This is a genomic window from Aeromonas sp. 604282, from assembly GCF_049170575.1.
In the GTDB taxonomy this organism is placed as follows: Bacteria; Pseudomonadota; Gammaproteobacteria; order Enterobacterales; family Aeromonadaceae; genus Aeromonas; species Aeromonas veronii_A.
In genome coordinates this window covers 222,357-242,101 of sequence record NZ_JAAKMV010000003.1, presented here as the reverse complement: position 1 = coordinate 242,101, position 19,745 = coordinate 222,357, and the positions used below count along the sequence as shown (strand labels likewise).

General features: G+C 58.6%; 18 protein-coding genes. 6 read left to right on the top strand and 12 right to left on the bottom strand.

Features of this window, described 5'->3' with window-relative positions; all coding sequences use genetic code 11:
* Positions 1-103 precede the first annotated feature (103 nt).
* Positions 104-1,585, bottom strand: coding sequence for a cardiolipin synthase (gene cls, locus G5367_RS06450; protein WP_421245117.1), 1,482 nt, complete (start codon positions 1,583-1,585; stop codon positions 104-106).
* A 95-nt stretch (positions 1,586-1,680) separates the two neighbouring features.
* Between cls and G5367_RS06445 the strand changes: the two genes are divergently transcribed.
* On the top strand, positions 1,681-2,223 hold the full coding sequence (locus tag G5367_RS06445; RefSeq protein ID WP_005344183.1) for a DUF1439 domain-containing protein: 543 nt from the start codon (positions 1,681-1,683) through the stop codon (positions 2,221-2,223).
* A 5-nt stretch (positions 2,224-2,228) separates the two neighbouring features.
* Here the strand turns inward: G5367_RS06445 and G5367_RS06440 are convergent, their stop codons facing one another.
* Complete coding sequence (locus tag G5367_RS06440; protein WP_005344181.1) at positions 2,229-2,669, bottom strand: GNAT family N-acetyltransferase; 441 nt, start codon at positions 2,667-2,669, stop codon at positions 2,229-2,231.
* A gap of 324 nt (positions 2,670-2,993) precedes the next feature.
* On the opposite strand from G5367_RS06440, the gene G5367_RS06435 reads away from it, so the two are divergent.
* Positions 2,994-3,743, top strand: a complete 750-nt coding sequence (locus G5367_RS06435; RefSeq protein ID WP_421245118.1) for a lytic transglycosylase domain-containing protein — start codon at positions 2,994-2,996, stop codon at positions 3,741-3,743.
* Positions 3,744-3,835: 92 nt separating this feature from the next.
* Here G5367_RS06435 and aqpZ read toward each other — a convergent pair whose 3' ends face one another.
* A complete protein-coding gene (gene aqpZ / locus G5367_RS06430) occupies positions 3,836-4,525 on the bottom strand; it encodes an aquaporin Z (protein ID WP_005361747.1) in 690 nt (229 codons plus the stop codon).
* A 270-nt stretch (positions 4,526-4,795) separates the two neighbouring features.
* Positions 4,796-5,008, bottom strand: coding sequence for a DUF1653 domain-containing protein (locus G5367_RS06425; RefSeq protein ID WP_005344176.1), 213 nt, complete (start codon positions 5,006-5,008; stop codon positions 4,796-4,798).
* 387 nt (positions 5,009-5,395) lie between these two features.
* Here G5367_RS06425 and G5367_RS06420 point away from each other — a divergent pair, with 387 nt between their 5' ends.
* A complete protein-coding gene (locus G5367_RS06420; protein ID WP_005334367.1) occupies positions 5,396-6,610 on the top strand; it encodes a pyridoxal phosphate-dependent aminotransferase in 1,215 nt (404 codons plus the stop codon).
* Between the two features lie 63 nt (positions 6,611-6,673).
* On the opposite strand, the gene G5367_RS06415 is transcribed toward G5367_RS06420, so the two are convergent.
* The 6 genes from G5367_RS06415 to G5367_RS06390 form a co-directional block, all read right to left on the bottom strand.
* Positions 6,674-8,149 carry a YfcC family protein gene (locus G5367_RS06415; protein WP_127005744.1) on the bottom strand — a complete coding sequence of 492 codons (1,476 nt, stop codon included), beginning with the start codon at positions 8,147-8,149 and terminating at the stop codon, positions 6,674-6,676.
* Positions 8,150-8,311: 162 nt separating this feature from the next.
* Positions 8,312-9,505 (bottom strand): enoyl-ACP reductase FabV, encoded by a 1,194-nt coding sequence (fabV, locus tag G5367_RS06410; RefSeq protein ID WP_219276821.1) that lies wholly within the window; start codon positions 9,503-9,505, stop codon positions 8,312-8,314.
* A 141-nt stretch (positions 9,506-9,646) separates the two neighbouring features.
* Positions 9,647-10,243 (bottom strand): histidine phosphatase family protein, encoded by a 597-nt coding sequence (locus G5367_RS06405; RefSeq protein WP_421245119.1) that lies wholly within the window; start codon positions 10,241-10,243, stop codon positions 9,647-9,649.
* 154 nt (positions 10,244-10,397) lie between these two features.
* Entirely contained in the window at positions 10,398-11,051 is a 654-nt protein-coding gene (locus tag G5367_RS06400; protein WP_368192310.1) for a transcriptional regulator, read from the bottom strand.
* A 64-nt stretch (positions 11,052-11,115) separates the two neighbouring features.
* Positions 11,116-12,405 (bottom strand): serine dehydratase subunit alpha family protein, encoded by a 1,290-nt coding sequence (locus G5367_RS06395; RefSeq protein WP_128815871.1) that lies wholly within the window; start codon positions 12,403-12,405, stop codon positions 11,116-11,118.
* A gap of 22 nt (positions 12,406-12,427) precedes the next feature.
* The gene (locus G5367_RS06390) at positions 12,428-12,811 is read right to left on the bottom strand and encodes a Rid family detoxifying hydrolase (RefSeq protein WP_101530446.1); all 384 of its coding nucleotides are present in this window, start codon (positions 12,809-12,811) and stop codon (positions 12,428-12,430) included.
* Between the two features lie 251 nt (positions 12,812-13,062).
* On the opposite strand from G5367_RS06390, the gene G5367_RS06385 reads away from it, so the two are divergent.
* From G5367_RS06385 to G5367_RS06375, 3 genes are all read left to right on the top strand, one after another.
* Positions 13,063-14,358 (top strand): hypothetical protein, encoded by a 1,296-nt coding sequence (locus G5367_RS06385; RefSeq protein WP_421245121.1) that lies wholly within the window; start codon positions 13,063-13,065, stop codon positions 14,356-14,358.
* A 192-nt stretch (positions 14,359-14,550) separates the two neighbouring features.
* Positions 14,551-16,557, top strand: a complete 2,007-nt coding sequence (locus G5367_RS06380; RefSeq protein WP_421245122.1) for a methyl-accepting chemotaxis protein — start codon at positions 14,551-14,553, stop codon at positions 16,555-16,557.
* Positions 16,558-16,833: 276 nt separating this feature from the next.
* Positions 16,834-17,124 (top strand): hypothetical protein, encoded by a 291-nt coding sequence (locus G5367_RS06375; RefSeq protein ID WP_156853344.1) that lies wholly within the window; start codon positions 16,834-16,836, stop codon positions 17,122-17,124.
* A 50-nt stretch (positions 17,125-17,174) separates the two neighbouring features.
* Here G5367_RS06375 and G5367_RS06370 read toward each other — a convergent pair whose 3' ends face one another.
* Together G5367_RS06370 and speA are read right to left on the bottom strand one after the other, a co-directional pair.
* The gene (locus G5367_RS06370; protein ID WP_033115019.1) at positions 17,175-17,363 is read right to left on the bottom strand and encodes a hypothetical protein; all 189 of its coding nucleotides are present in this window, start codon (positions 17,361-17,363) and stop codon (positions 17,175-17,177) included.
* Between the two features lie 269 nt (positions 17,364-17,632).
* Positions 17,633-19,534, bottom strand: a complete 1,902-nt coding sequence (speA, locus tag G5367_RS06365) for a biosynthetic arginine decarboxylase (RefSeq protein WP_421245123.1) — start codon at positions 19,532-19,534, stop codon at positions 17,633-17,635.
* Positions 19,535-19,745: the final 211 nt, after the last annotated feature.

The window sequence follows — 19,745 nt, the reverse complement described above, 5'->3', positions numbered from 1 at the left end:
CCATGTGTCTCCAGGGAGTTGTCACTGCACTCTACGGGGCGGACTCGGGACTAGGCAAGTCCAATCAGAGGACGAGCCAACATTCTTGTGGCTCGTAATCACCTCACAGCAAGGGGCTGAAGAGATAGAAGATGTTCTCCATCGCTTTCTTGTACCAGGGGCGCGCCTGCCATTTGGCAAGGGTCATGGGGGTGGCTTCCGCCATATACCCCTGCACCAGCCGGGTCATCTGGGCCACGAAAGAAGGGTTGTCCACCAGCAAGGTCACCTCGAAGTTGAGCCAGAGGCTGCGCCGGTCGAGATTGACCGTGCCCACCAAAGCAAAGTCGTCATCTACCAGCACGCTCTTGGTATGGAGCAGGCCGGCATCGTAGCGATAGATCTCCACTCCCGCTTCCAGCAGCTCCTCCATAAAAGCGTTGCAGGCATAGTTGGCCATGATGGAGTCGTTACGTGCCGGCAATACCAGCTGCACCTGCACCCCACGCGCCGCAGCCGAACTGAGTGCGGCGGCCAGCGGATCGTCCGGGACAAAATAGGGGGTCGTCAGCACCAGATGGCTGCGCGCCTGGTAGATGGCCAGCAGCAGGCTCTGCTGAATACAGTCACCACCAACGAAAGGGCCTGACGGGATCAACTGGGCGCGGTAGTTGGTCTGGGGCCAAGCTTCCGGCTCATGCTGCAGACTGTCGAGCAGCCGCTCGCCGGTCTCCACCTCCCAGTCCCAGACGAAGATCGACCACATCAGCGGTACCATGGGACCTTGCACCCGGATCATGATGTCGACCCACTGGCCAACACCGGCATCCTGCTTGAAGAAACGCGGATCAACCATGTTCATGGAGCCGGTATAGCCCACCTTGTCGTCGATCACCACCAGCTTGCGGTGCATCCGTAAATCCTGCCGCTGGAACGGGATGCGCCAGGCGCCGACCGGCAGCACCTCCACCAGCTTGACCCCCGCCTTGCGCAGCTTTTTCGGCCACCCGGAGCGGAAGAAGTGCTTGCTACCCACCGAATCGAGCAACAAACGACAATCCACGCCGCGTAGCGCGACGTCCATTAGTGCCTCGCACACCTCGTCGGCATCACCGCCGGGGTGCCAGATATAGAACTCCAGATAGCAGGAGAGGGTAGAACGGCGAATATCCTGGGCAATCTCATGCAGGATCTGGTCAGGTTGGCTGAGCAGAGTCATCCGGTTGCCTGAGAGCATGGGCATAGCCAGCCGCCCCTGGATTAGATCGTGCAATGGTTGGGCCTTCTCCCCCACCTCGCAGCAATGCTGGGGGAAAAGGCGGGCCAACTGACGGATCCAGATAGCATAAGGGCGGTACATGGCCTGTGCCCGCTCGGCACGTCGACGCCCCAACTTGATTTCACCAAACAGCAAGTAAAAGCCGACACCGGCAAACGGAATGGCGTAGATCAGCGCCAGCCAGGCCAGCGACACCCCGATGGGACGGCGCTTCATCACCACCCGAAACGACACACCCGCGACGATAACGGTATGAAAAAGCAGTAGCAGCCAGCCCAGAAAGCGGGAGAACAGCAGGTGAAGATCATGTTCCAGACCGTTTAGCAACGGTAACTCCTTCTCATCAACAAACAGTGGTCGGCAGATCCTGCCAGTCAGGAATGGTATGCTGTAAGGCAAATCCATTCTATCAGGTTGCCCCCATGATTCTGCAATCCATGCTGCTCAGCCTGGCCATGCTAGGCCAAGGCTCATATGACATCAATGAGCAGCAGATCAATCAGTACCTGCAATCCCAAGTGCAAGTCGACAAACAGCTGGAACTACCGGGCATCATCAAGGCCCATGTGAAGCTGGAGCAGAGCGATGTCCAGATTGGCCGTCAACAACCAGACACCGCCCGAGTCTATGGCAAGGGCAAGCTCAAGATCGCCCTGCCCGACAATACCGAATATGACGCCCGCCTGCAGATGACCTATGAGGCGAGGCCCCGCTATGACAAGAGTCAGAGCGCGCTGTTTCTCGACAACATGAAACTGGTGGAGTACAAGCTGGAACCGGAGGCGGCAGAGAGAAAGTTCGGCATGATGCTCGGCATGCTGCTGCAGAGCATGGAGAAGCGTCTTGAGAGCAAACCGGTTTACCGACTGGATGACAAGGATCCGCAACAAGCCTGGCTGAAAGAGAACCTGCTGGGGCTGGAGCTGTCACCGGGTAAAATCCACCTACTGACCAGACCCCGCTAGCCCGCTCAATTCAGGAGGGGCTGGGTGGTATCCCGTACCAGCAGCTCCACCTGATAACCCTGCTGCTGCTGTTGCTCATAAAGGGAGAAGAGTGACCCGCTCAATTGGGTGAGGGAGATATCGGCAAAACCGGCCTTGAGATAGAAGGGTTTCTCGAAAGGCAGTACCTGACAGACTACCGGTTTGTCCTCCAGGCCGTGACAGGCGTGCTGCAACAGCCGTGAACCCAATCCCAGCGACTGGTAGTGAGGCAACAGACGAAAGCCGCACAGATGATAAAACTCCTCCTCGTCCCGCAACCGAACTGCCCCTACCAGCCAGTGAGCATCACGTACGACAAAGACCCGCTCGGCCAGATCCGGCACATAGTGGGAAAAAGTCGTCTCGTAATAGTCCTTGATAAGGGAGAGATCGGCGTCACAGTACTCCTCGAAGATGAGTTCCATCGCCAGCATTCCTGACACAAAAATACCTTTATAATCAATTATAAAAATAGATAAAGACTAACTAGCCAGACCAGCTGACATAAGCAAGATAGCACGCATTTTGTTAACAAAAAAGCGAACATCCTAGAGCACTTCCATAAGGCGATTATGACCATTGGCTACCGGAAAGTTCCACCGTTTAGATCCTCTCCTGGCCATACTCCGGCATCCCCCCATCCCTCGGCCAAATCCCCCTTCAACTTCACAACTCCCTGTTTGTACGCTTGTTCTGCACTCGCCATGGTGCTTTACTCAACATGATGATCCCTGGAAGGAGTGTGACGGTTGAAAGCATGGATGCTGGCAGGCCAGATGGTGTTGATCCCATTGAGCGGATGGAGCCAGACGCCCCCTCCCGCGGAGGTGGTCTTCCTGACCGTAGCCCCCTCTCCCTTACGCTCGGTCGGTCATGCTGCGCCCGCCCCACAACCCGAAACCGCTCAAACGGCGGCAACCGCCGCTGGCAGCAAGAAGCAGATCCAGGTCTATAAATCGGTGCAGCAAAACGGGGTGGTTCGTTACTCCGATATGGCGCCCGAACAGGGCCATTACGAACTGCTGCTGTTCAACGACTGCTTCGCCTGCGATCCCAAATCCAGCGTCAACTGGCAGACCACAGGACTGTTTCTCTATGACTATGCCAGCACCATCAAGGCAGCCGCGAAAACCTATCAGGTTGAGCCTGCGCTGATCAGAGCCCTGATCCATGCGGAATCCGCTTTCAATCCGCTGGCGGTCTCCCGCAAGGGGGCGATGGGCCTGACCCAGCTGATGCCAGCCACAGCGCGGGAGCTGGGGGTCGGCAATGCCTTGCTGGCGGAGCAGAATATTTTCGGCGGGGTGAAATACCTGGCAGGACTGCTCAAGCAGTATGACGGCAACATTGCGCTGGCAACTGCGGCCTACAACGCCGGGGCTGGCGCAGTGCAAAAACATGGCGGCATTCCGCCCTATGCGGAAACGCGCGCTTATGTGGAGCGCGTCCAGTTGCTCCATCAACGCTACAAAGAGATGCTGCAGGCCAAGGGACTCTGACGTTTGGCTTGGTGAGTTCTCTTATCTCACCCTTCCAGAAACAAAAAACACGCCCACAGGCGTGTCGATACCACACTTTGTTTCGCAAATGATTACTTCTGCTCAGTCGCCACCAGGCGATAAGCCAGCGCACCCAGAATGGCACCGACAATCGGGGCAACCCAGAACAGCCAGAGCTGGCTGATAGCCCAGTCACCGACAAACAGCGCAACACCGGTACTGCGGGCCGGGTTGACCGAGGTATTGGTCACCGGAATACTGACGAGGTGGATCAGGGTCAGGCACAGACCGATGGCGATCGGCGCGAAACCGGCAGGCGCACGGCTATCGGTGGCGCCCATGATGACGAACAGGAAGAAACCGGTCATCACCACTTCACACACCAGTGCGGCAGTCAGGCTATAACCACCCGGAGAGTGCTCACCGTAGCCGTTGGAAGCAAAACCGGCAGAGAGATCAAACCCGGCCTGACCGCTGGCAATCACGTAAAGCACGGCAGCAGCGGCAATGCCGCCCAGCACTTGCGCCACGATATAAGGCAGTACACCGGATGCCGGAAAACGACCACCCGCCCACAGACCAACGGTCACGGCCGGATTGAGGTGGCAACCGGAGATATGGCCGATGGCAAACGCCATGGTCAGCACGGTCAGACCGAAAGCCAGCGAGACCCCCAGCAGACCAATCCCGACGTGAGGGAAGGCCGCAGCCAGCACGGCACTGCCGCACCCGCCCAATACCAGCCAGAAAGTGCCCATAAACTCAGCAGCAACAGGTTTCACATTATTTCTCCCATTTGAGATAACACCGAACAAGACCCGAGAAGGGCCCATGCTTGAACAAGCGCAGCATTATGGGAGTGTGAGCCCAGATTGCGAACCCGGCAGGTGGGGCTCACTCAATGTGACATTCGTCACAACTAGTTGATTAGATAAGAGATTTATCATTAAGACAGCTGACTGCACATCTCATACCCAAGGGCGTCATGCGACAACTTGTGACACCGTTTAGCTCGAGTAATCATCCCTTGAACGATAAAAACGGAGGCGTGGTCAGTCTCCTGCAGGGGCAAAACGGCTGACAACCTGCCCCTGATGCTCAATCCACTCCATGAACATGGCGACGGGACGGGCATAGACGGTGCCATCCTGTTCCGACTGATAGATCACCAGCTGCTCGCCTGTCTCGGTATGGCTGGCCAGGGTCAGCACCTGATAGTAACCCCCCTTGAAGTGACGATAGCGACCGGGTGTGGGTGCATGCATGGAATACCTCTGCAGATGGAACAGGACGGGAAAGGGGAAATATGGGCTGGCCAGTGCCAGTTGTATCAGCTTTTTCTCGTCGGAAATGGCGATGAGGAGGCTTTTTTACACAAGCCAATCGTGCCAGAGAGCGTGAAGATTTCAACATAGTAGAGTAGCTTTGTTAATCACTCCCCCATCTTTCACTGGTGAACCTTGCCAAGCACAAACGATCGTGCTGAATTTAACCTTTTAATAACTCTGTTTTGGGGCTAAAAATCAGGAATTTCTACTAAAAAGAGGATTGTTATAGCATTCAATTCTGTGAAGAATAGGGGAAAAGATATTTGATACTAAAAACCGCATTTTTCGCCAACGCGTCCCTGTGGGGAAGGAATCACACTCACCATGTTCACAATCGACAAGTCGCACAAGCTCGACGATGTCTGCTATGACATCCGCGGCCCGGTGCATAAAGAGGCTCGCCGTCTCGAAGACGAAGGCCACCGCATTCTCAAGCTCAACATCGGCAACCCGGCCCCGTTCGGCTTTGATGCGCCGGAAGAGATCATCAAGGATGTGATCCTCAACATGCCGCTGAGCCAGGGCTACTGCGACTCCAAGGGGCTGTTCTCTGCCCGTAAAGCGGTGATGCAGTACTACCAGCAAAAAGGGATGCGCAAGGTCGATATAGACGACATCTACATTGGCAATGGCGCCAGCGAGCTGATCGTGATGGCGATGCAGGCGCTGCTCAACAATGGCGACGAGATGCTGGTACCCTCCCCCGACTACCCGCTCTGGACTGCTGCCGTCACCCTCTCCGGTGGCCATGCGGTGCACTATCGCTGCGATGAAGGGGCTGACTGGTATCCCGATCTCGACGACATCCGCGCCCGCATCACCCCGCGTACCCGCGGCCTGGTGCTGATCAACCCCAACAATCCGACCGGTGCCGTCTACGGCAGCGAGTTCCTGCTGGAAGTGATCGAGATCGCCCGCCAGCACAACCTCATCATCTTCGCCGACGAGATCTACGACAAGATCCTCTACGACGATATCTCCCACACTAGCGTCTGCACCCTATGTGACGATGTGATGGTGGTGACCTTCAACGGCCTCTCCAAGGCCTACCGCGCCTGCGGCTTCCGTCAGGGCTGGATGGTCATCACCGGTCCAAAAGGCCGTGCCCGCGGTTACATTGAAGGGCTGGAGATGCTGGCCTCCATGCGGCTGTGTGCCAACGTGCCGATGCAGCACGCCATCCAGACTGCGCTTGGCGGCTACCAGAGCATCAACGAGCTGATCCTGCCGGGCGGCCGCCTGCGCAAGCAGCGGGACAAGGCATGGGAGCTCTTGAACGAGATCCCGGGGGTCTCCTGCGTCAAGCCCAAGGGGGCGCTCTACATGTTCCCCCGCCTTGACCCCAAGGTGTATGACATCCGCGATGACCAGAAGATGGTGTTCGACCTGCTGCAGCAAGAAAAATTGCTACTGGTGCAGGGCACCGGTTTCAACTGGCCGGCGCCGGATCACTTCCGGCTGGTGTTCCTGCCCCGCGAAGAGGAGCTGGAGGATGCCATCGGCCGCCTCGCCCGCTTCCTCAAGGGCTACAAGCAGTAAGCAAGGCTCATGAAAAAGGCTCCCGCGGGAGCCTTTTTGTTATCTGTGGTTTTATCCGTGCCATCAGCCGTGCAGCAGGGCACCGGCTACCAGCACCGCCATGGTGATGAGGGCTACGCCGATGATAAAGGGCAGCACCCAACGCACGAAGCGATCGTAGGGGATCTTGGCGAGCGCCAGACCGGCCACCAGATGAGCGGCGGTGGGGGCAAACAGGTTGATCCAGCCGGAGGCGGACTGATAGGCAGTGATCACCAGATCCCGGGAGATGCCAGAGAAATCCGCCAGCGGCCCCATCAGCGGCATGGAGACGGTCGCCAGTCCCGAGGTGGAGGGGATAAAGAAGCTCAGGATGATGTGCACCAGATAGGCCATCAGGATGAATACCGACGAGGAGAGTCCGCTCACCAGCCCCTCGGCCCAGTGCAAGATGGTGTCGATGATGACGCCCTGCTCCATCACCACATAGATGCCGCGCGCCACCGCCACCACCAAGGCCACCCCGATAAGATCCCGAGCGCCGCTCAGGAAGGTCGCAACGTAGTTGGACTCCGGCATCCGGTTGATCAGCGCGATCAGGATGGAGGCGCTGAAAAACAGGGTGGAGAGCTCGTCAAACCACCAGCCAAAGGTGGGCAGCACATCGATCCCCAAGTCCGACCAGGGCACCACCGCATAGATCATCAGCAGGAAGGTGCCGAAGAAGACCAGCATGGTGAGCTTCTGTTTGCCGGTGAAGGCGAGGTTGCCGCTCTTCATCTGGGAGAACTCGTCGTCATAGACGATATCGGCCAGCACGGAGCGGGACTTGTCCTGCTGCACCTGCTTGGCGTAGCGCATCACGAACCAGGAGGCAAAGATCACCAGCAGCAGCCACTGGATGACCCGCAAACCGATCCCCTCACCGATGGGAATGCCGGCAAAACCGGAGGCGATACCGGTGGCAAACGGGTTGACGGTGGAGGCGAGCACCCCGACCCCGGAGCCGAGCAGGATAATGCCCGCAGCCACCATGCGATCGAAGCCAGCCGCCATCATGACCGGCACGATCAGCGCCCAGAAGGCTACCGTCTCCTCCGCCATGCCGAAGGTGGAGCCGCCGAGGGCAAACAGGGCGATCAACACAGGAATTAGCAACCGCTCACGGCCGGCAAAGCCACGCACAATGGCCCCAACCCCGGCATCAAGCGCACCGCTTTGCATGGTCACCGCGAGAAAACCGCCGATGATGAGCACGAACAGCGCCACATCGGCCGCCTTGTGAAAACCCTGGATGGGGGCCTTGAGCACCTCGAATACCCCTTGCGGGTGGGAGGGGAGTTCGGTGTAGCTGCCGGGTACAGGCAACAGCCGCTCGTCGCCGCTGTAATCGGCCACGGCCGCTGCCGCCACCGGCTGCTGGGTCTTGGCGGTGACATAGTCATATTTGCCCGCTGGCAGCACCCAGGTGAGGGCCGCCATCAGGGCGATGATGATGAAAAGCAGGGTATAGACAGTGGGGAGTTGGCGCTTCTTGGGCGCCTCGTTTGGAGTGGTCATAGCTTCCGTACCTCGGCAATGCCGTCTGTGATCCGATCAGCGCAAGACTAGCGGGTTTGATATGGGAAAAAGGTGATCGCTGATAATAAAATTCCGCAAATTAGCGGAATGTTTGCCAAAAAAACAGGGCCCCGCGGGGCCCTGTCTTCACTTGAGTCAGACTCAGAGCTCGACCACGTCGAATTTCACATCCGGATTTACATCCGCATCGTAATCGACCTCATCCAGACCGAAACCGAACAGGCGCAGGAACTCCTGCTTGTAGCCGGTGTAGTCAGTCAGCTCGGAAAGATTCTCGCTGGTGATAGATGGCCACAGGTCGCGGCAGGTCTGCTGCACATCTTCACGCAGTTCCCAGTCATCCATGCGGATGCGAGCCTGATCGTCCAGCGCCATGTCGGACGCGTAGAGACGGGTGCGCATCATGCGATCCACCTGCTCCATGCAGCCCTCGTGAATGCCCTTCTCCTTCATGATCTTGAAAGCCATGGAGATATAGAGCGGCATCACCGGAATGGCGGAAGAGGCCTGGGTCACCACGGATTTCAGCACGGCCACGTGAGCGGTGCCGCCCTTGACTGCCAGATCGCCACGGATGGCGGCAGCGGCGCGGTCCAGATCTTCCTTGGCGCGGCCCAGAGTGCCATGCCAGTAGATTGGCCAGGTCAGATCGGTACCGATGTAGGAGTAGGCCACGGACTTGGCGCCGTCAGCCAGCACGCCGGCATCACGCAGGGCTGCCATCCACAGCTCCCAATCCTGACCGCCCATCACTGTGATGGTGTTCTGGATCTCTTCCTCGTTCGCCGGCTCGACGGTGGCGGTGATGATCTGATCCTTGTTGGTATCGATGGCGGTGGTGGTGTAGACCTCACCGATCGGTTTGAGGGCAGAGCGCACCACTTCGCCGGTTTCCGGCATCTTGCGCACCGGAGAGGCCAGGGAGTAGACAACCAGATCAATCTGACCCAGATCCTGCTTGATAAGCTCGATCACCTTGGCGCGGCACTCGTTGGAGAAGGCATCGCCGTTGACGCTCTTGGCGTAGAGGCCCGCCTCTTTGGCTGCCTTGTCAAAGGCGGCAGAGTTGTACCAGCCAGCGGTACCGGTCTTGGACTCGGTGCCCGCTTTTTCAAAGAAGACGCCGAGGGTGGCGGCGCCGCTACCGAAGGCAGCCGCAATCCGGGAGGCCAGGCCATAACCGGTGGAAGCGCCGATCACCAGCACCTTTTTGGGACCATTCTCGATGGTGCCCTTGGCCTTGGTATAAGCGATCTGGCGACGAACATTGGCTTCACAACCGACCGGATGAGTGGTGGTGCAGATAAAGCCGCGAACCTTGGGTTTGATGATCATATGGGGTCTCGGATCCGTTTAATGGATGAAATCGGGGCATAAGATACCTCATCTTGCCGCGATAAGGTGCTCTGATGTGTTGAACTGCGGCAAAAATGGGCATCCGAAGGTGGCAATCATGGTCCATGCCATGGTGCCACCTCACGGCAACGAGCAGGCAATGCGGGTGATGTGGCCATCCTGCAGCTTATAGAAGGCATCTTGCGGCAACTCCTGTGACCAGGTCGCCTCATAGTCGAGATCGGCATAGACGCCACGCAGCATGGCACCGAGCAGACCGTGGGAGATAACGATGGCCCGCTCGGCGATGGCGGGATCCTGCAACCACTGGTGTGCCCGGCGCTGAATGCTCTCGAAGCTCTCGGCCCCCGGTGCCTGCAGATACCAGTCCCCCTTGCCGGTATCGAGCTCGGGGTGAGCGAGGCCGAGTTCCGGGATCCGGCAACTCTCCCACTCCCCCATGCCGAGCTCCATCAGCCTCTCATCCCAGATGATACGATCGGCTGAAAAGCCCAGCTGCTCGCACACCAGCAGCGCAGTCTGACGGGCACGGCCAAGCGGGCTGGCATAGACGATCCAGCGGGCGGGATCCGCCAACTCGTCGGCAAGGCGCCGCCCCATAGCGATGGCTTGCGCCTCACCCTTGTCGGTCAGATCGGAGTTGCAACGCCCCTGCAGACGCTGCTCTGCATTGAAGCGGGTCTGGCCGTGGCGCAGCAGATAGATGAGTCGAGACATGATTTCTCCAGCACGTTCAGAGAGATAGAAAAACAAAGGGGGAAGATGATAGCAGATGAGCCCGAAGGATGGCCCAAATAGAGAGGCTAAAACGGGCGTAAAAAACGGGTCAAGGCTGACCCGTTTGCTGCCAATTTGGCCAGAGTGAACTGGCTCAGCCCTTCTTGATCTCCCGCAGATAGCGGTAGATGGAGTGGACCGAAATGCCGAGCTGGCGCGCCGCAATCTGGGCACTGTCTTTTAGCTCGAAGATCCCCATGTCGTGCAGCTGGTTGACGATGACCCGGGTCTTCTGGGATGGGGGCACCGCCTCATTGCCGCGCACCTCGGCACTGACGGTGTCGATGGTGCTGTTGAGCGCTTCGTCGATGTTGCGGGCGAACACCTCCGGGGTGGGATGGCTCTCGTGGGGATGCATGCACTCCGGCATCATGGTGCGCAGCACGGATTGCAGCGGGGCATCCATGTCGCTGTTAATGCAGAGCAACCCGATGGCCCTGTGCTCCCCGTTGCGGATCACGGTAGTAATGGAGCGCAGCGTCTTGCCGGTGGCGCACTTGGTCATGTAGGGACTGGAGATATCCTGCCCGCTCTTGAGCTTCATCATCGCCAGGTTGGTGATGGGAGCGCCGACACTGCGACCGGTGATATGGCCGTTGGCAATCTTGACGATCGAGGGATTGCGCGCATCCAGACTGTGGAGCAGCACTTCAGTGTGCTGACCATACATGGCGGCGATGCCATCCACTATGTTCTCCATCGACTTGAGGATCTCAAAATCGCTCGGACTCAACTCTTGCAGCTTCACAATGGGACCTTCTTGCAAGGGTTGCTGCCGGGCAATGTGCGCCGGGCAGCAACCGACAGGGACATCAGGCGGACATGATATCAATAATGGTGCTGTCTGTGGCAGACATGCCCTCCTTCACCATCTGGCCGACGTTGCGGATGGTCTGATCCACGTCGCCGGCGACGATCCCCTGCCCCGACACCGAGTGACTGTTGAGGGCCATCAGGAAACCGCGCACCGCCGCGCCGGAGGAGGTACTGACCTTCATGGCGCAGGAGGCTTTCGCCCCGTCACATACCATACCGGCACTGTCGCTCAGTACGTTCTGGATGGCGAAGCAGGATTGCTCGAAGCTGCCGCCCGCCAGATAAACCATGGCCATGGAGGCGGCCGCGCTGGTCACGGTATTGCCACAGAAGGCCGACAGCGGCGGATAGTGGGACTTGATATAGATGGCGCCCAGATGGCTCATGATGAGGGCGCGAGCCAGCTGCTCTTCGCTGGCCGCAAAGCGCTCGGCAATCACCATCACCGGAATGGTGGCGGCAATGCCCTGGTTGCCGCTGCCAAAGTTGCTCATGGCTGGCAGGGTCGCGCCCCCCATGCGGGCATCGGAGGCAGCCGCCGTCATCATCACGATGCGGTTCATCACATCCTCGCCGATAAGACCGGCATTGATGTTCTGCTGCATGGTGCGGCCAATCTCCAGGCCATAGGGGTTGTTCATCCCCTCGGCGGAGAGCTTGCCGTTGAGCTCGGAGGCTTTGAGGATGAACCTGATCTGCTCGAACTCCACCTGGGTGGCGAACTCGTAGATGGCGGCGATGCTGATATCGACGCCATCGCAGATGGAACCGGTGGCACCGCCCTGGCTCTGATCGGCGGTGAAGGTCACTTCACCATCGCGGCGCTGCTCGACGATGCGGGTATGACCGCCGCACAGGGTCACTTCGGCGCTGTGCTCTTCACCCTTGTCATCAGTGCCATAAACGGTCACGCGGCAGAAGATAAACTCGGGGGCGGCGGTGCGGCTCACTTGCACCTTGCCGGCATCGATCAGCTGCTGGGCACGATCCACCTGTGCTGGCTGGATCGCGGCCAGCACCTCCAGCCCGGCATCGGCGTTGCCGCCGATGGCACCGGCCGCGGCCGCAATGGCCAGACCGATCTTGCCGGTGCCCGGCACATAGACACCCATCGAGTTTTTATAGAGATTGTCCGACACCGCAACCTCGAGGCGACCGAGCTCACACCCCAGTTGCCGAGCGGCGACAGCCGCGGCATAGGCGGCGGCGATTGGCTCGGTACAACCCAGCGCTGGTTTGACAACCTGTTGAATAATCTGCAGATACTGCTGCCACGCTTGTTTCATCACTTGAACCTTTTTATCAGCATTAACGAGCGATATGGGCGATCGCTTCCACTTCAACCTTGACGCCCATCGGCAGATCCTTCACTGCGAAGCAGCTGCGCGCCGGACAATCTTTCTGGAAATAGGCTTTATAGACCTCGTTGAACGCGGCAAAATCGCTGATCTCGGCGAGGTAGCAGGTGGTTTTGAGCACGGTATCCAGCGAGCCGCCAGCGGCTTCCAGCACGGATTTCAGGTTTTCCAGTGACTGGCGGGTCTGGGCGGCAATCCCCCCTTCCACCACACCACCCTGCTGCTTGCAGACCGGCAACTGACCGGAGGTAAAGATAAGGTCGCCATAGGCAGTGCCGTGGCTGTAGGGACCGATAGCGTCAGGTGCCGCTGTTGCCGTGATGATGCGTTTCATATAGCCACTCCTGTTTGTGCAATTTTTTTTGCAATCATGAATCTCATTTCGTTCAACATTATTTGCTTTTTATTTTATCCATTCAACAAAAAGATACAAAAATGGCGTTTAAAGACACCTTTCGGCCTCAATATAAACCGTGATCACCATCCTGATTTGAACAAAAGTACTCTTATGGGCATTGTTTATGACAGTTTTATTCAACTATATTTGCGCCACCTTCCCACATCCCTACAAAAAAGAAGGTTTTAATGGACGCGCATAGCACTACACTCGCCAGCCCCGTGATGGGCACGCTGGAATGGAAAGAAGCGGTTCGCTTCGACAGCACCGACTGGGGCTGGATCATCATGAGCATCGGCATGGCCATCGGCGCGGGGATCGTCTTCCTGCCGGTACAGGTGGGTCTGATGGGTTTGTGGGTCTTTCTGCTCTCTGCGGTGATCGGCTACCCCGCCATGTACATGTTCCAGCGCCTCTTTATCAATACCCTGGCCACCTCGCCCGAATGCAAGGATTATCCCAGCGTCATCACCGGCTACCTTGGTAAGAACTGGGGCATGCTGCTCGGCGCCCTCTACTTCGTGATGCTGGTGATCTGGGTCTTTGTCTACTCCACCGCCATCACCAACGACAGCGCCTCCTTCCTGCAGAGCTTCGGCGTCACCGACGGCCTGCTCTCGGAAAATCCCCTCTACGGTCTGGTGCTTATTTGCGGTCTGGTGGCCCTGGCCTCGCGCGGCGAAAACCTGCTGTTCAAGATCTCCACCTTTATGGTGCTGACCAAGATCAGCGTGGTGGCCGTGCTCGGCCTGATGATGGTGGACAAGTGGGATGCGGCCAACATCACCGCCATGCCCGCCGCCGGAGACTGGATGAAGGATGCCATCATCATGCTGCCCTTCACCCTCACCTCCATCCTCTTTATCCAGAGCCTGAGCCCCATGGTGATCTCCTACCGCTCGCGGGAGAAGTCGCTGGAAGTGGCCCGCTTCAAGGCGATGCGCGCCATGAATATCGCCTTCGGCATCCTGTTTGTGGTGGTGTTCTTCTACGCAGTCTCCTTCACCCTGGCCATGGGTCACGATCAGGCGGTCAAAGCCTCCGAGGAGAACATCTCCGCGCTGGCGATGGTGGCCCAGGGGATGCCCGGCCAGACTCTCAAGCTGCTCAGCCTGACCCTCAACATCTTTGCGGTAATGACTGCCTACTTCGGCGTCTATCTGGGCTTTCGTGAAGCCTGTCAGGGGCTGGCGATGAACCTGCTGCGCCGGGTGCTGCCGGAAAACCGCATCAACAAGGGATTGGTGGGCAAAGGGATCATGGTGTTCACCGTCATGCTCTCCTGGGGGGCAATCGTGCTCAACGCCCCGGTGCTGAGCTTCACCTCCATCTGCAGCCCCATCTTCGGTATGGTGGGTTGCCTCATCCCGGCCTATCTGGTCTATCAGGTACCGGCGCTGCACAAGTACAAGGGCACTTCCCTCTACATCATCATCGTCACCGGCCTGCTGCTCTGTGTCTCGCCTTTCCTGGCGTTCAACTGAGTAGCCAGATAACCAGACAGCCAACAGACGGGTCACCTTCGGGTGGCCCGTTTTCATTGCTATTGCGCTGGCAACAGAACAAAAAGCCAAGGGGATCACAACTTCCCCCTCTCCCTGACCGAAGTACTGCAGCGAAGAGTAATATTCAGACATAACCGCATGCACCCGTCTTTTCGGGTATCGAGGCCTCATATGAAATGGATTTTCAACCCGGCTATCAGGCTGGGCAACCAGCTCTCCTTCAAATACAAATTTTTGCTCTGGTCCTGTCTGATGCTGCTGCCGCTGGCCTACAGCATGGCCAATCTGCTGGGACGGCTGCAGGATGACAACGAACAGGCCCGCAAGGAGCTGGCCGGCGTCATCAATCTGGCCCCGGTGCCCGCCATCGAGCAGGCGCTGCTGACCCACCGCAATCTGGTCACCCAGCACGCCTACGAGCAGAACCCGGTGGGAGAGGATAAGGTCAAAGCCGCCGCCCAAGCGGTGGAGGATAGTCTGCGCGCCTTTGCCGATACCCGTCAGGAGAATCCCGCTTTCGACGCCCTCCAACAGGGGTGGGCTGCCCTGCAGAGCGAAGGGAGCAAGCTGGAAGTTGATCAGAGCAATCTGCGCCACGACAAACTACTGACCGAAGTGCGCCACCTCTACAAGAACATCACCGCCGCCAGCAGCCTGATCCAGGATCCGGCGCTCGGCACCTATTACATGGTGATCCTCACCAGCGAACGGCTGCCACAACTGCGCGACCTGCTGGCTCAGGTGCGGGATCGCGCCGCTACCATCGCCGACTTCGGCCTGTTTCAGGCGGAAGGATACAGCGGCCTGCGCTTTCGCCTCGACCTCATCAACGCCACCCTGCAGGAGCTGGAAGCCGATCTGACCCTGCTCTACCAGATTGAACCCGCCTATCGCGCCGAGCTAGGTCAGCAGACCGACGCCCTGCTGCAACAGGTGCGTCAGGGGGTCGATACCATGGAAAACAAGATGATGAAGGATCAGCTGGTGCAGCTCTCAACCAAGGAGGTGCTGGCGCTGGGAGATGGGCTCGACAACACCATCACCAAGCTGGCAAGCCAGGTGCGCCAGCGGCTGGAAGCCGACCTGCATCAACGCATGGCAGCCAACCAACGCCATTTCTGGTGGGTAACGGCGCCACTGACCGCCATCCTGTTGCTTTACATCTACCTGATGATCGGCGCCTATCTCTCCCTGCGCGACACCGTTGGCCGGGTACGGGAGATCGCCGCCCGGGTCAACGCCCAGGATCTCAGCCAGCACATCGAGATCGTTGGTCAGGACGAGCTGGCCGCCATCAGCCGGGATTACAACATCACCCTGGAGACCTTGCGCACCCTGATGCGGCGGGTACGGGAAAACGGCGTCACCGTTGTGGAGAGCGCCACCGAGATCGAGGATCGCACTTGCCGCTCGCAGGAGGTGATCGCCGCCCAGCAAGGGGAGACCCATCAGGTGGCCACCGCCATCAAGGAGCTGGCTGCGACTTCACAAGACATGGCAGGCAACGCCCTGCAGGCTGCCCGCATGACTCAGGAAGCCCAGCAGGTGGTGGGTCAGGGCGAGGCCGTGGTCGATCGCACCATCAAGGCGATCGACCATATCAACCGCGAAGTACTGCGCACCGCCGAGAGCATTGGTCAACTGGAGCAGCAGTGCAGCCAGATTGGCGGCGTCATCAGCGTGATCCGCGGTATCGCCGAGCAGACCAACCTGCTGGCGCTCAACGCCGCCATCGAGGCCGCCCGGGCGGGTGAACAGGGGCGCGGCTTCGCCGTTGTGGCCGATGAAGTACGCTCGCTGGCCAGTCGCACTCAGGGGGCCACTGTCGAGATCCAGCAGATGATTGAACAGCTGCAATCCGGCGCCCGCGCCTCGGTCAATGCCATGTCGGCAGCCAGCCGCGAAGCGCAGGAGGGGGTTGGTCTCGCCCAGGAAGCCCAGCACGCTTTCGGCGCCATCACTGAGAAGGTGGATCGGATGGTCGATACCAATGCCATCATCGCCAGCGCCATCGAACAGCAGGGCGCCGTGGTCAACGAGATCGAGCGCAATGTGGTGCGAATCTCCGATGGCAGTGACGAGGCGCTGCAGGTCGCCAACGCCGCGCGCGATGCCGCTCGCCAGATCCACCAGCTTACCGAGCAGCTACGCAGCATGGTGCAGAGCTTCGTCCTCTAAACCAGCCTGATCGGGTCAGCCATCAGTTAAAACCAGCCCCGTCGGGCTGGTTTTTTAATGCTCTGCTTCTACCCCGCTAACCCCGAGCGGGGTGATGTAAAAACCGCCATCGTTGTTGCGTGCGAGAGTGCAGCCAGAGTAAGCTCGGATGCAATAAAAAGAGTCGAACGCTACCTCTTTCCTGCACAAGTACAAGATACCGGCAAGAAAGTGGAAAAGCAGTTCAACCCGCGGAAGGTCACATCACGACAAACCCGTTCAGGCGAGGTATCGCAGATGGCGAAGTACCAGTTTTTCACCATGCCGGACTCCAACCGGCAGCACTACACCTTTATCGACATGACCTCCCCCACCTTTCTGCCCGAAAAAGAGGCGCTACTGGCGCAGGGATTCGAAGTCGAGGAGGATTTTATCGATGCCCGGAGTCCGCAAGAGGCGGTGGAGAAATACCGCTCCAACTTTCTCTACGTGGCCGATGAAATAGGCAAATCAGACAGCAGCTACGCCTTTGCCGTCGCACTGCTGGAGATGGGCAAGAGAGTGTTTGGCCGCAACTCGGGCCATTAATCGTTAAAGAAGGATTGGCCATCTCGCCCACAGACGCGATGGCCACTGGTTTAACAACAGGCCAGCTGGCGGAGCATCTCGATAAGCTCCTCTTCGCTGCTCGGCTCATAAGCAAGCTGCAGACAGGGGGCCGCGCCCCCCATCAACATGTAGACATTGGTGCTGCAGTGGTCGTAGTGATACCACTTACCATTGATGCAGACGTCGGTATAGCATCTCGGATCCCTTTCCAGTTCCATATTCACATCCTTTTGTTACATCTCCACAACATCACTTCTGACCGTAAAGTAACCGCCGCGGATCACACTTGATGCAGATCAAGAGAAGCGGCTGACAACCGCAGATATCTGCCGGATCTGTGGCCTGCACGGCCCGGAGTGGCCCATTGCTATCCGAATGAAGATGGGGAAAGCCCCGCGACAGCATTGCGGGCGTTCCACAACAAAAACGGCGCCCGCAGGCGCCGTTTTTTCATCTCCCCGCCAAAGCGAGGGGCAAGCCAAAAGGCTTATTCGTCTTCCAGATAGGCGTAGCCTTGCAGACCCAGCTCCAGCTCGTCGAGCAGGGCTTTACGGGTTGCGTCGTCCAGCGCCGGGTGGGAAGCGATCCGCTGATAGTTCTCGCGGATCACGGACGGGTCGATGTTGACGTAACGCAGCAGCTGGTCGACGGTATCGCCGCGCACCACGTTGCGAATGTCCATCTTGCCCTCTTCGTCCAGCCACACTTCTGCGCAGTGGGTGTCACCGAACAGGTTGTGCAGATCGCCCAGGATCTCCTGATAGGCACCCACCAGGAAGAAGCCGACGTGGCACTCTTCGTTCTCGCCGTAAACCGGCATCGGCAGGGTGCTCTCGACCCCCAGACCGTCGACGTAGTGCTCGACCTGACCGTCGGAGTCACAGGTGATATCCATCAGGATGCCGCGACGGCTGAGCGGACGCTCGAGACCGGCCAGCGGCATCACCGGGAATACCTGACCGATACCCCAGGCATCCGGCAGGGACTGGAACAGGGAGAAGTTGGCAAAGCACTTGTCAGCCAGCTTTTCACTCAGTTCGTCAGCCAGCGCACGGTGGTTGCGGTTGACCGGATTGAGCAGCTCTTTGAGCGCCAGACAGGTGTTCTGATGCAGCATCTCGGCCCAGGCACGCTGTTCGAGGTTGAGCAGCCCCATGGTGTACTGGGTGTTGACGTCAGCCAGATCGGCAACCGAGTCGTGGAAGATCTCCAGCAGGGAGGGATCTTCGCTGCGCAGATCCAGCCAGCCTTTCCACATGTTTTGCAGAATGGTCGGTGCATCTTCGTCCGGCGCGCTGATGTCGTTCATCTCCACCCCTTCGGCACCAATGATGTTGGTGACCAGTACGGCGTGGTGAGCGGTCAGGGCACGGCCGGACTCGCTGATGATGGTCGGGTGCGGCAGGTCGAACTCGCGGCAGACATCGCCGATACCCCAGACCACGTTGTTGGCGTACTCGGAGAGGCTGTAGTTGGCGGAGCAGTGGCTCTGGGAACGGGTTCCCTCGTAGTCCACCCCCAGGCCGCCACCGACGTCAACGACTTCGATGTTGGCACCGAGGCGACGCAGTTCGGCGTAGAAACGGCCGCACTCGCGGATACCGCCCTGAATGTCACGGATGTTGGCGATCTGGGAACCCAGATGGAAGTGCAGCAGTTGCAGGCAATCCAGCTTGCCGACACTGCGCAGACGCTCGATCAGCGCCAGGATCTGGGAGGCTGACAGGCCGAATTTGGACATGGAGCCGCCGCTCGATTCCCACATGCCGGAGCCAGTGGAGGCGAGCTTGGCGCGCACGCCGATATTGGGCTTGATGTTGAGACGAGCTGACTCGTCCAGCACCATCTCCAGCTCGGAGGGCTTCTCTACCACGATGTAGACCTTGTGGCCCATCAGGTTGCCGAGCAGAGCGTGGCGGATATATTCGCGGTCTTTGTAACCGTTGCAGACGATCACCGAGCCTTGCTCATGGTGATGGGACAGCACGGCCAGCAGTTCCGGTTTGGAACCAGCTTCCAGGCCAAGCCGGGGCTTGTCGCTGTAGGACTGGCTGATGGTCTCGATGACGCGACGCTGCTGGTTTACCTTGATCGGGTAAACGCAGAGGTAGTCCCCTTCATAGCCTGACTTCTCGATGGCCTGACCGAAGGCGTTGAACAGCGCATCGACCCGGCTCTTGAGGATGTCGGGGAAACGCAGCAGTACCGGAGTGGTCAGCCCGGATTGACGCAACTGTTCGATGGCGTCAGAAAGCACGATTTGTGCGTCAGGGCGTGACTTGTCGGGAGCAACGGTCACATGACCGGCGTCATTGATATTGAAAAAACCCGCACCCCAGTAGGGAACGTTGTAGACCTTCAAGGAGTCCTTGCTGGACCAGTTAGTCATGGGCTATGCCTCGCAAATGAGCGACGGGAAGTCGCCTTCGTTACCCTCAATCACATCCAGACCATCTTGTGCAAAGCAGTGTTGCGCTTTGCACATCGCGGCAAGCCAGAGGCTGCCTGGTGGATCTTGGGAAGTAACGAGTCTTGATGTGGGGCTGGTGGCTTTACATCAAGCTCAACGGTATGCGGTGCCACTATGCCGTAGCGCCGCG

Excerpts from the sequence above, each read along its gene's own strand:
- G5367_RS06385 (WP_421245121.1), top strand. The coding sequence starts at position 13,063 with ATGGACGCGCATAGCACTACACTCGCCAGCCCCGTGATGGGCACGCTG.
- G5367_RS06380 (WP_421245122.1), top strand. The coding sequence starts at position 14,551 with ATGAAATGGATTTTCAACCCGGCTATCAGGCTGGGCAACCAGCTCTCC.
- G5367_RS06440 (WP_005344181.1), bottom strand. The coding sequence starts at position 2,669 with ATGGAACTCATCTTCGAGGAGTACTGTGACGCCGATCTCTCCCTTATC.
- G5367_RS06415 (WP_127005744.1), bottom strand. The coding sequence starts at position 8,149 with ATGACCACTCCAAACGAGGCGCCCAAGAAGCGCCAACTCCCCACTGTC.
- G5367_RS06420 (WP_005334367.1), top strand. The coding sequence starts at position 5,396 with ATGTTCACAATCGACAAGTCGCACAAGCTCGACGATGTCTGCTATGAC.
- G5367_RS06395 (WP_128815871.1), bottom strand. The coding sequence starts at position 12,405 with ATGAAACAAGCGTGGCAGCAGTATCTGCAGATTATTCAACAGGTTGTC.
- G5367_RS06405 (WP_421245119.1), bottom strand. The coding sequence starts at position 10,243 with ATGTCTCGACTCATCTATCTGCTGCGCCACGGCCAGACCCGCTTCAAT.
- fabV (WP_219276821.1), bottom strand. The coding sequence starts at position 9,505 with ATGATCATCAAACCCAAGGTTCGCGGCTTTATCTGCACCACCACTCAT.
- G5367_RS06375 (WP_156853344.1), top strand. The coding sequence starts at position 16,834 with ATGGCGAAGTACCAGTTTTTCACCATGCCGGACTCCAACCGGCAGCAC.
- G5367_RS06370 (WP_033115019.1), bottom strand. The coding sequence starts at position 17,363 with ATGGAACTGGAAAGGGATCCGAGATGCTATACCGACGTCTGCATCAAT.
- G5367_RS06445 (WP_005344183.1), top strand. The coding sequence starts at position 1,681 with ATGATTCTGCAATCCATGCTGCTCAGCCTGGCCATGCTAGGCCAAGGC.
- G5367_RS06425 (WP_005344176.1), bottom strand. The coding sequence starts at position 5,008 with ATGCATGCACCCACACCCGGTCGCTATCGTCACTTCAAGGGGGGTTAC.
- G5367_RS06390 (WP_101530446.1), bottom strand. The coding sequence starts at position 12,811 with ATGAAACGCATCATCACGGCAACAGCGGCACCTGACGCTATCGGTCCC.
- speA (WP_421245123.1), bottom strand. The coding sequence starts at position 19,534 with ATGACTAACTGGTCCAGCAAGGACTCCTTGAAGGTCTACAACGTTCCC.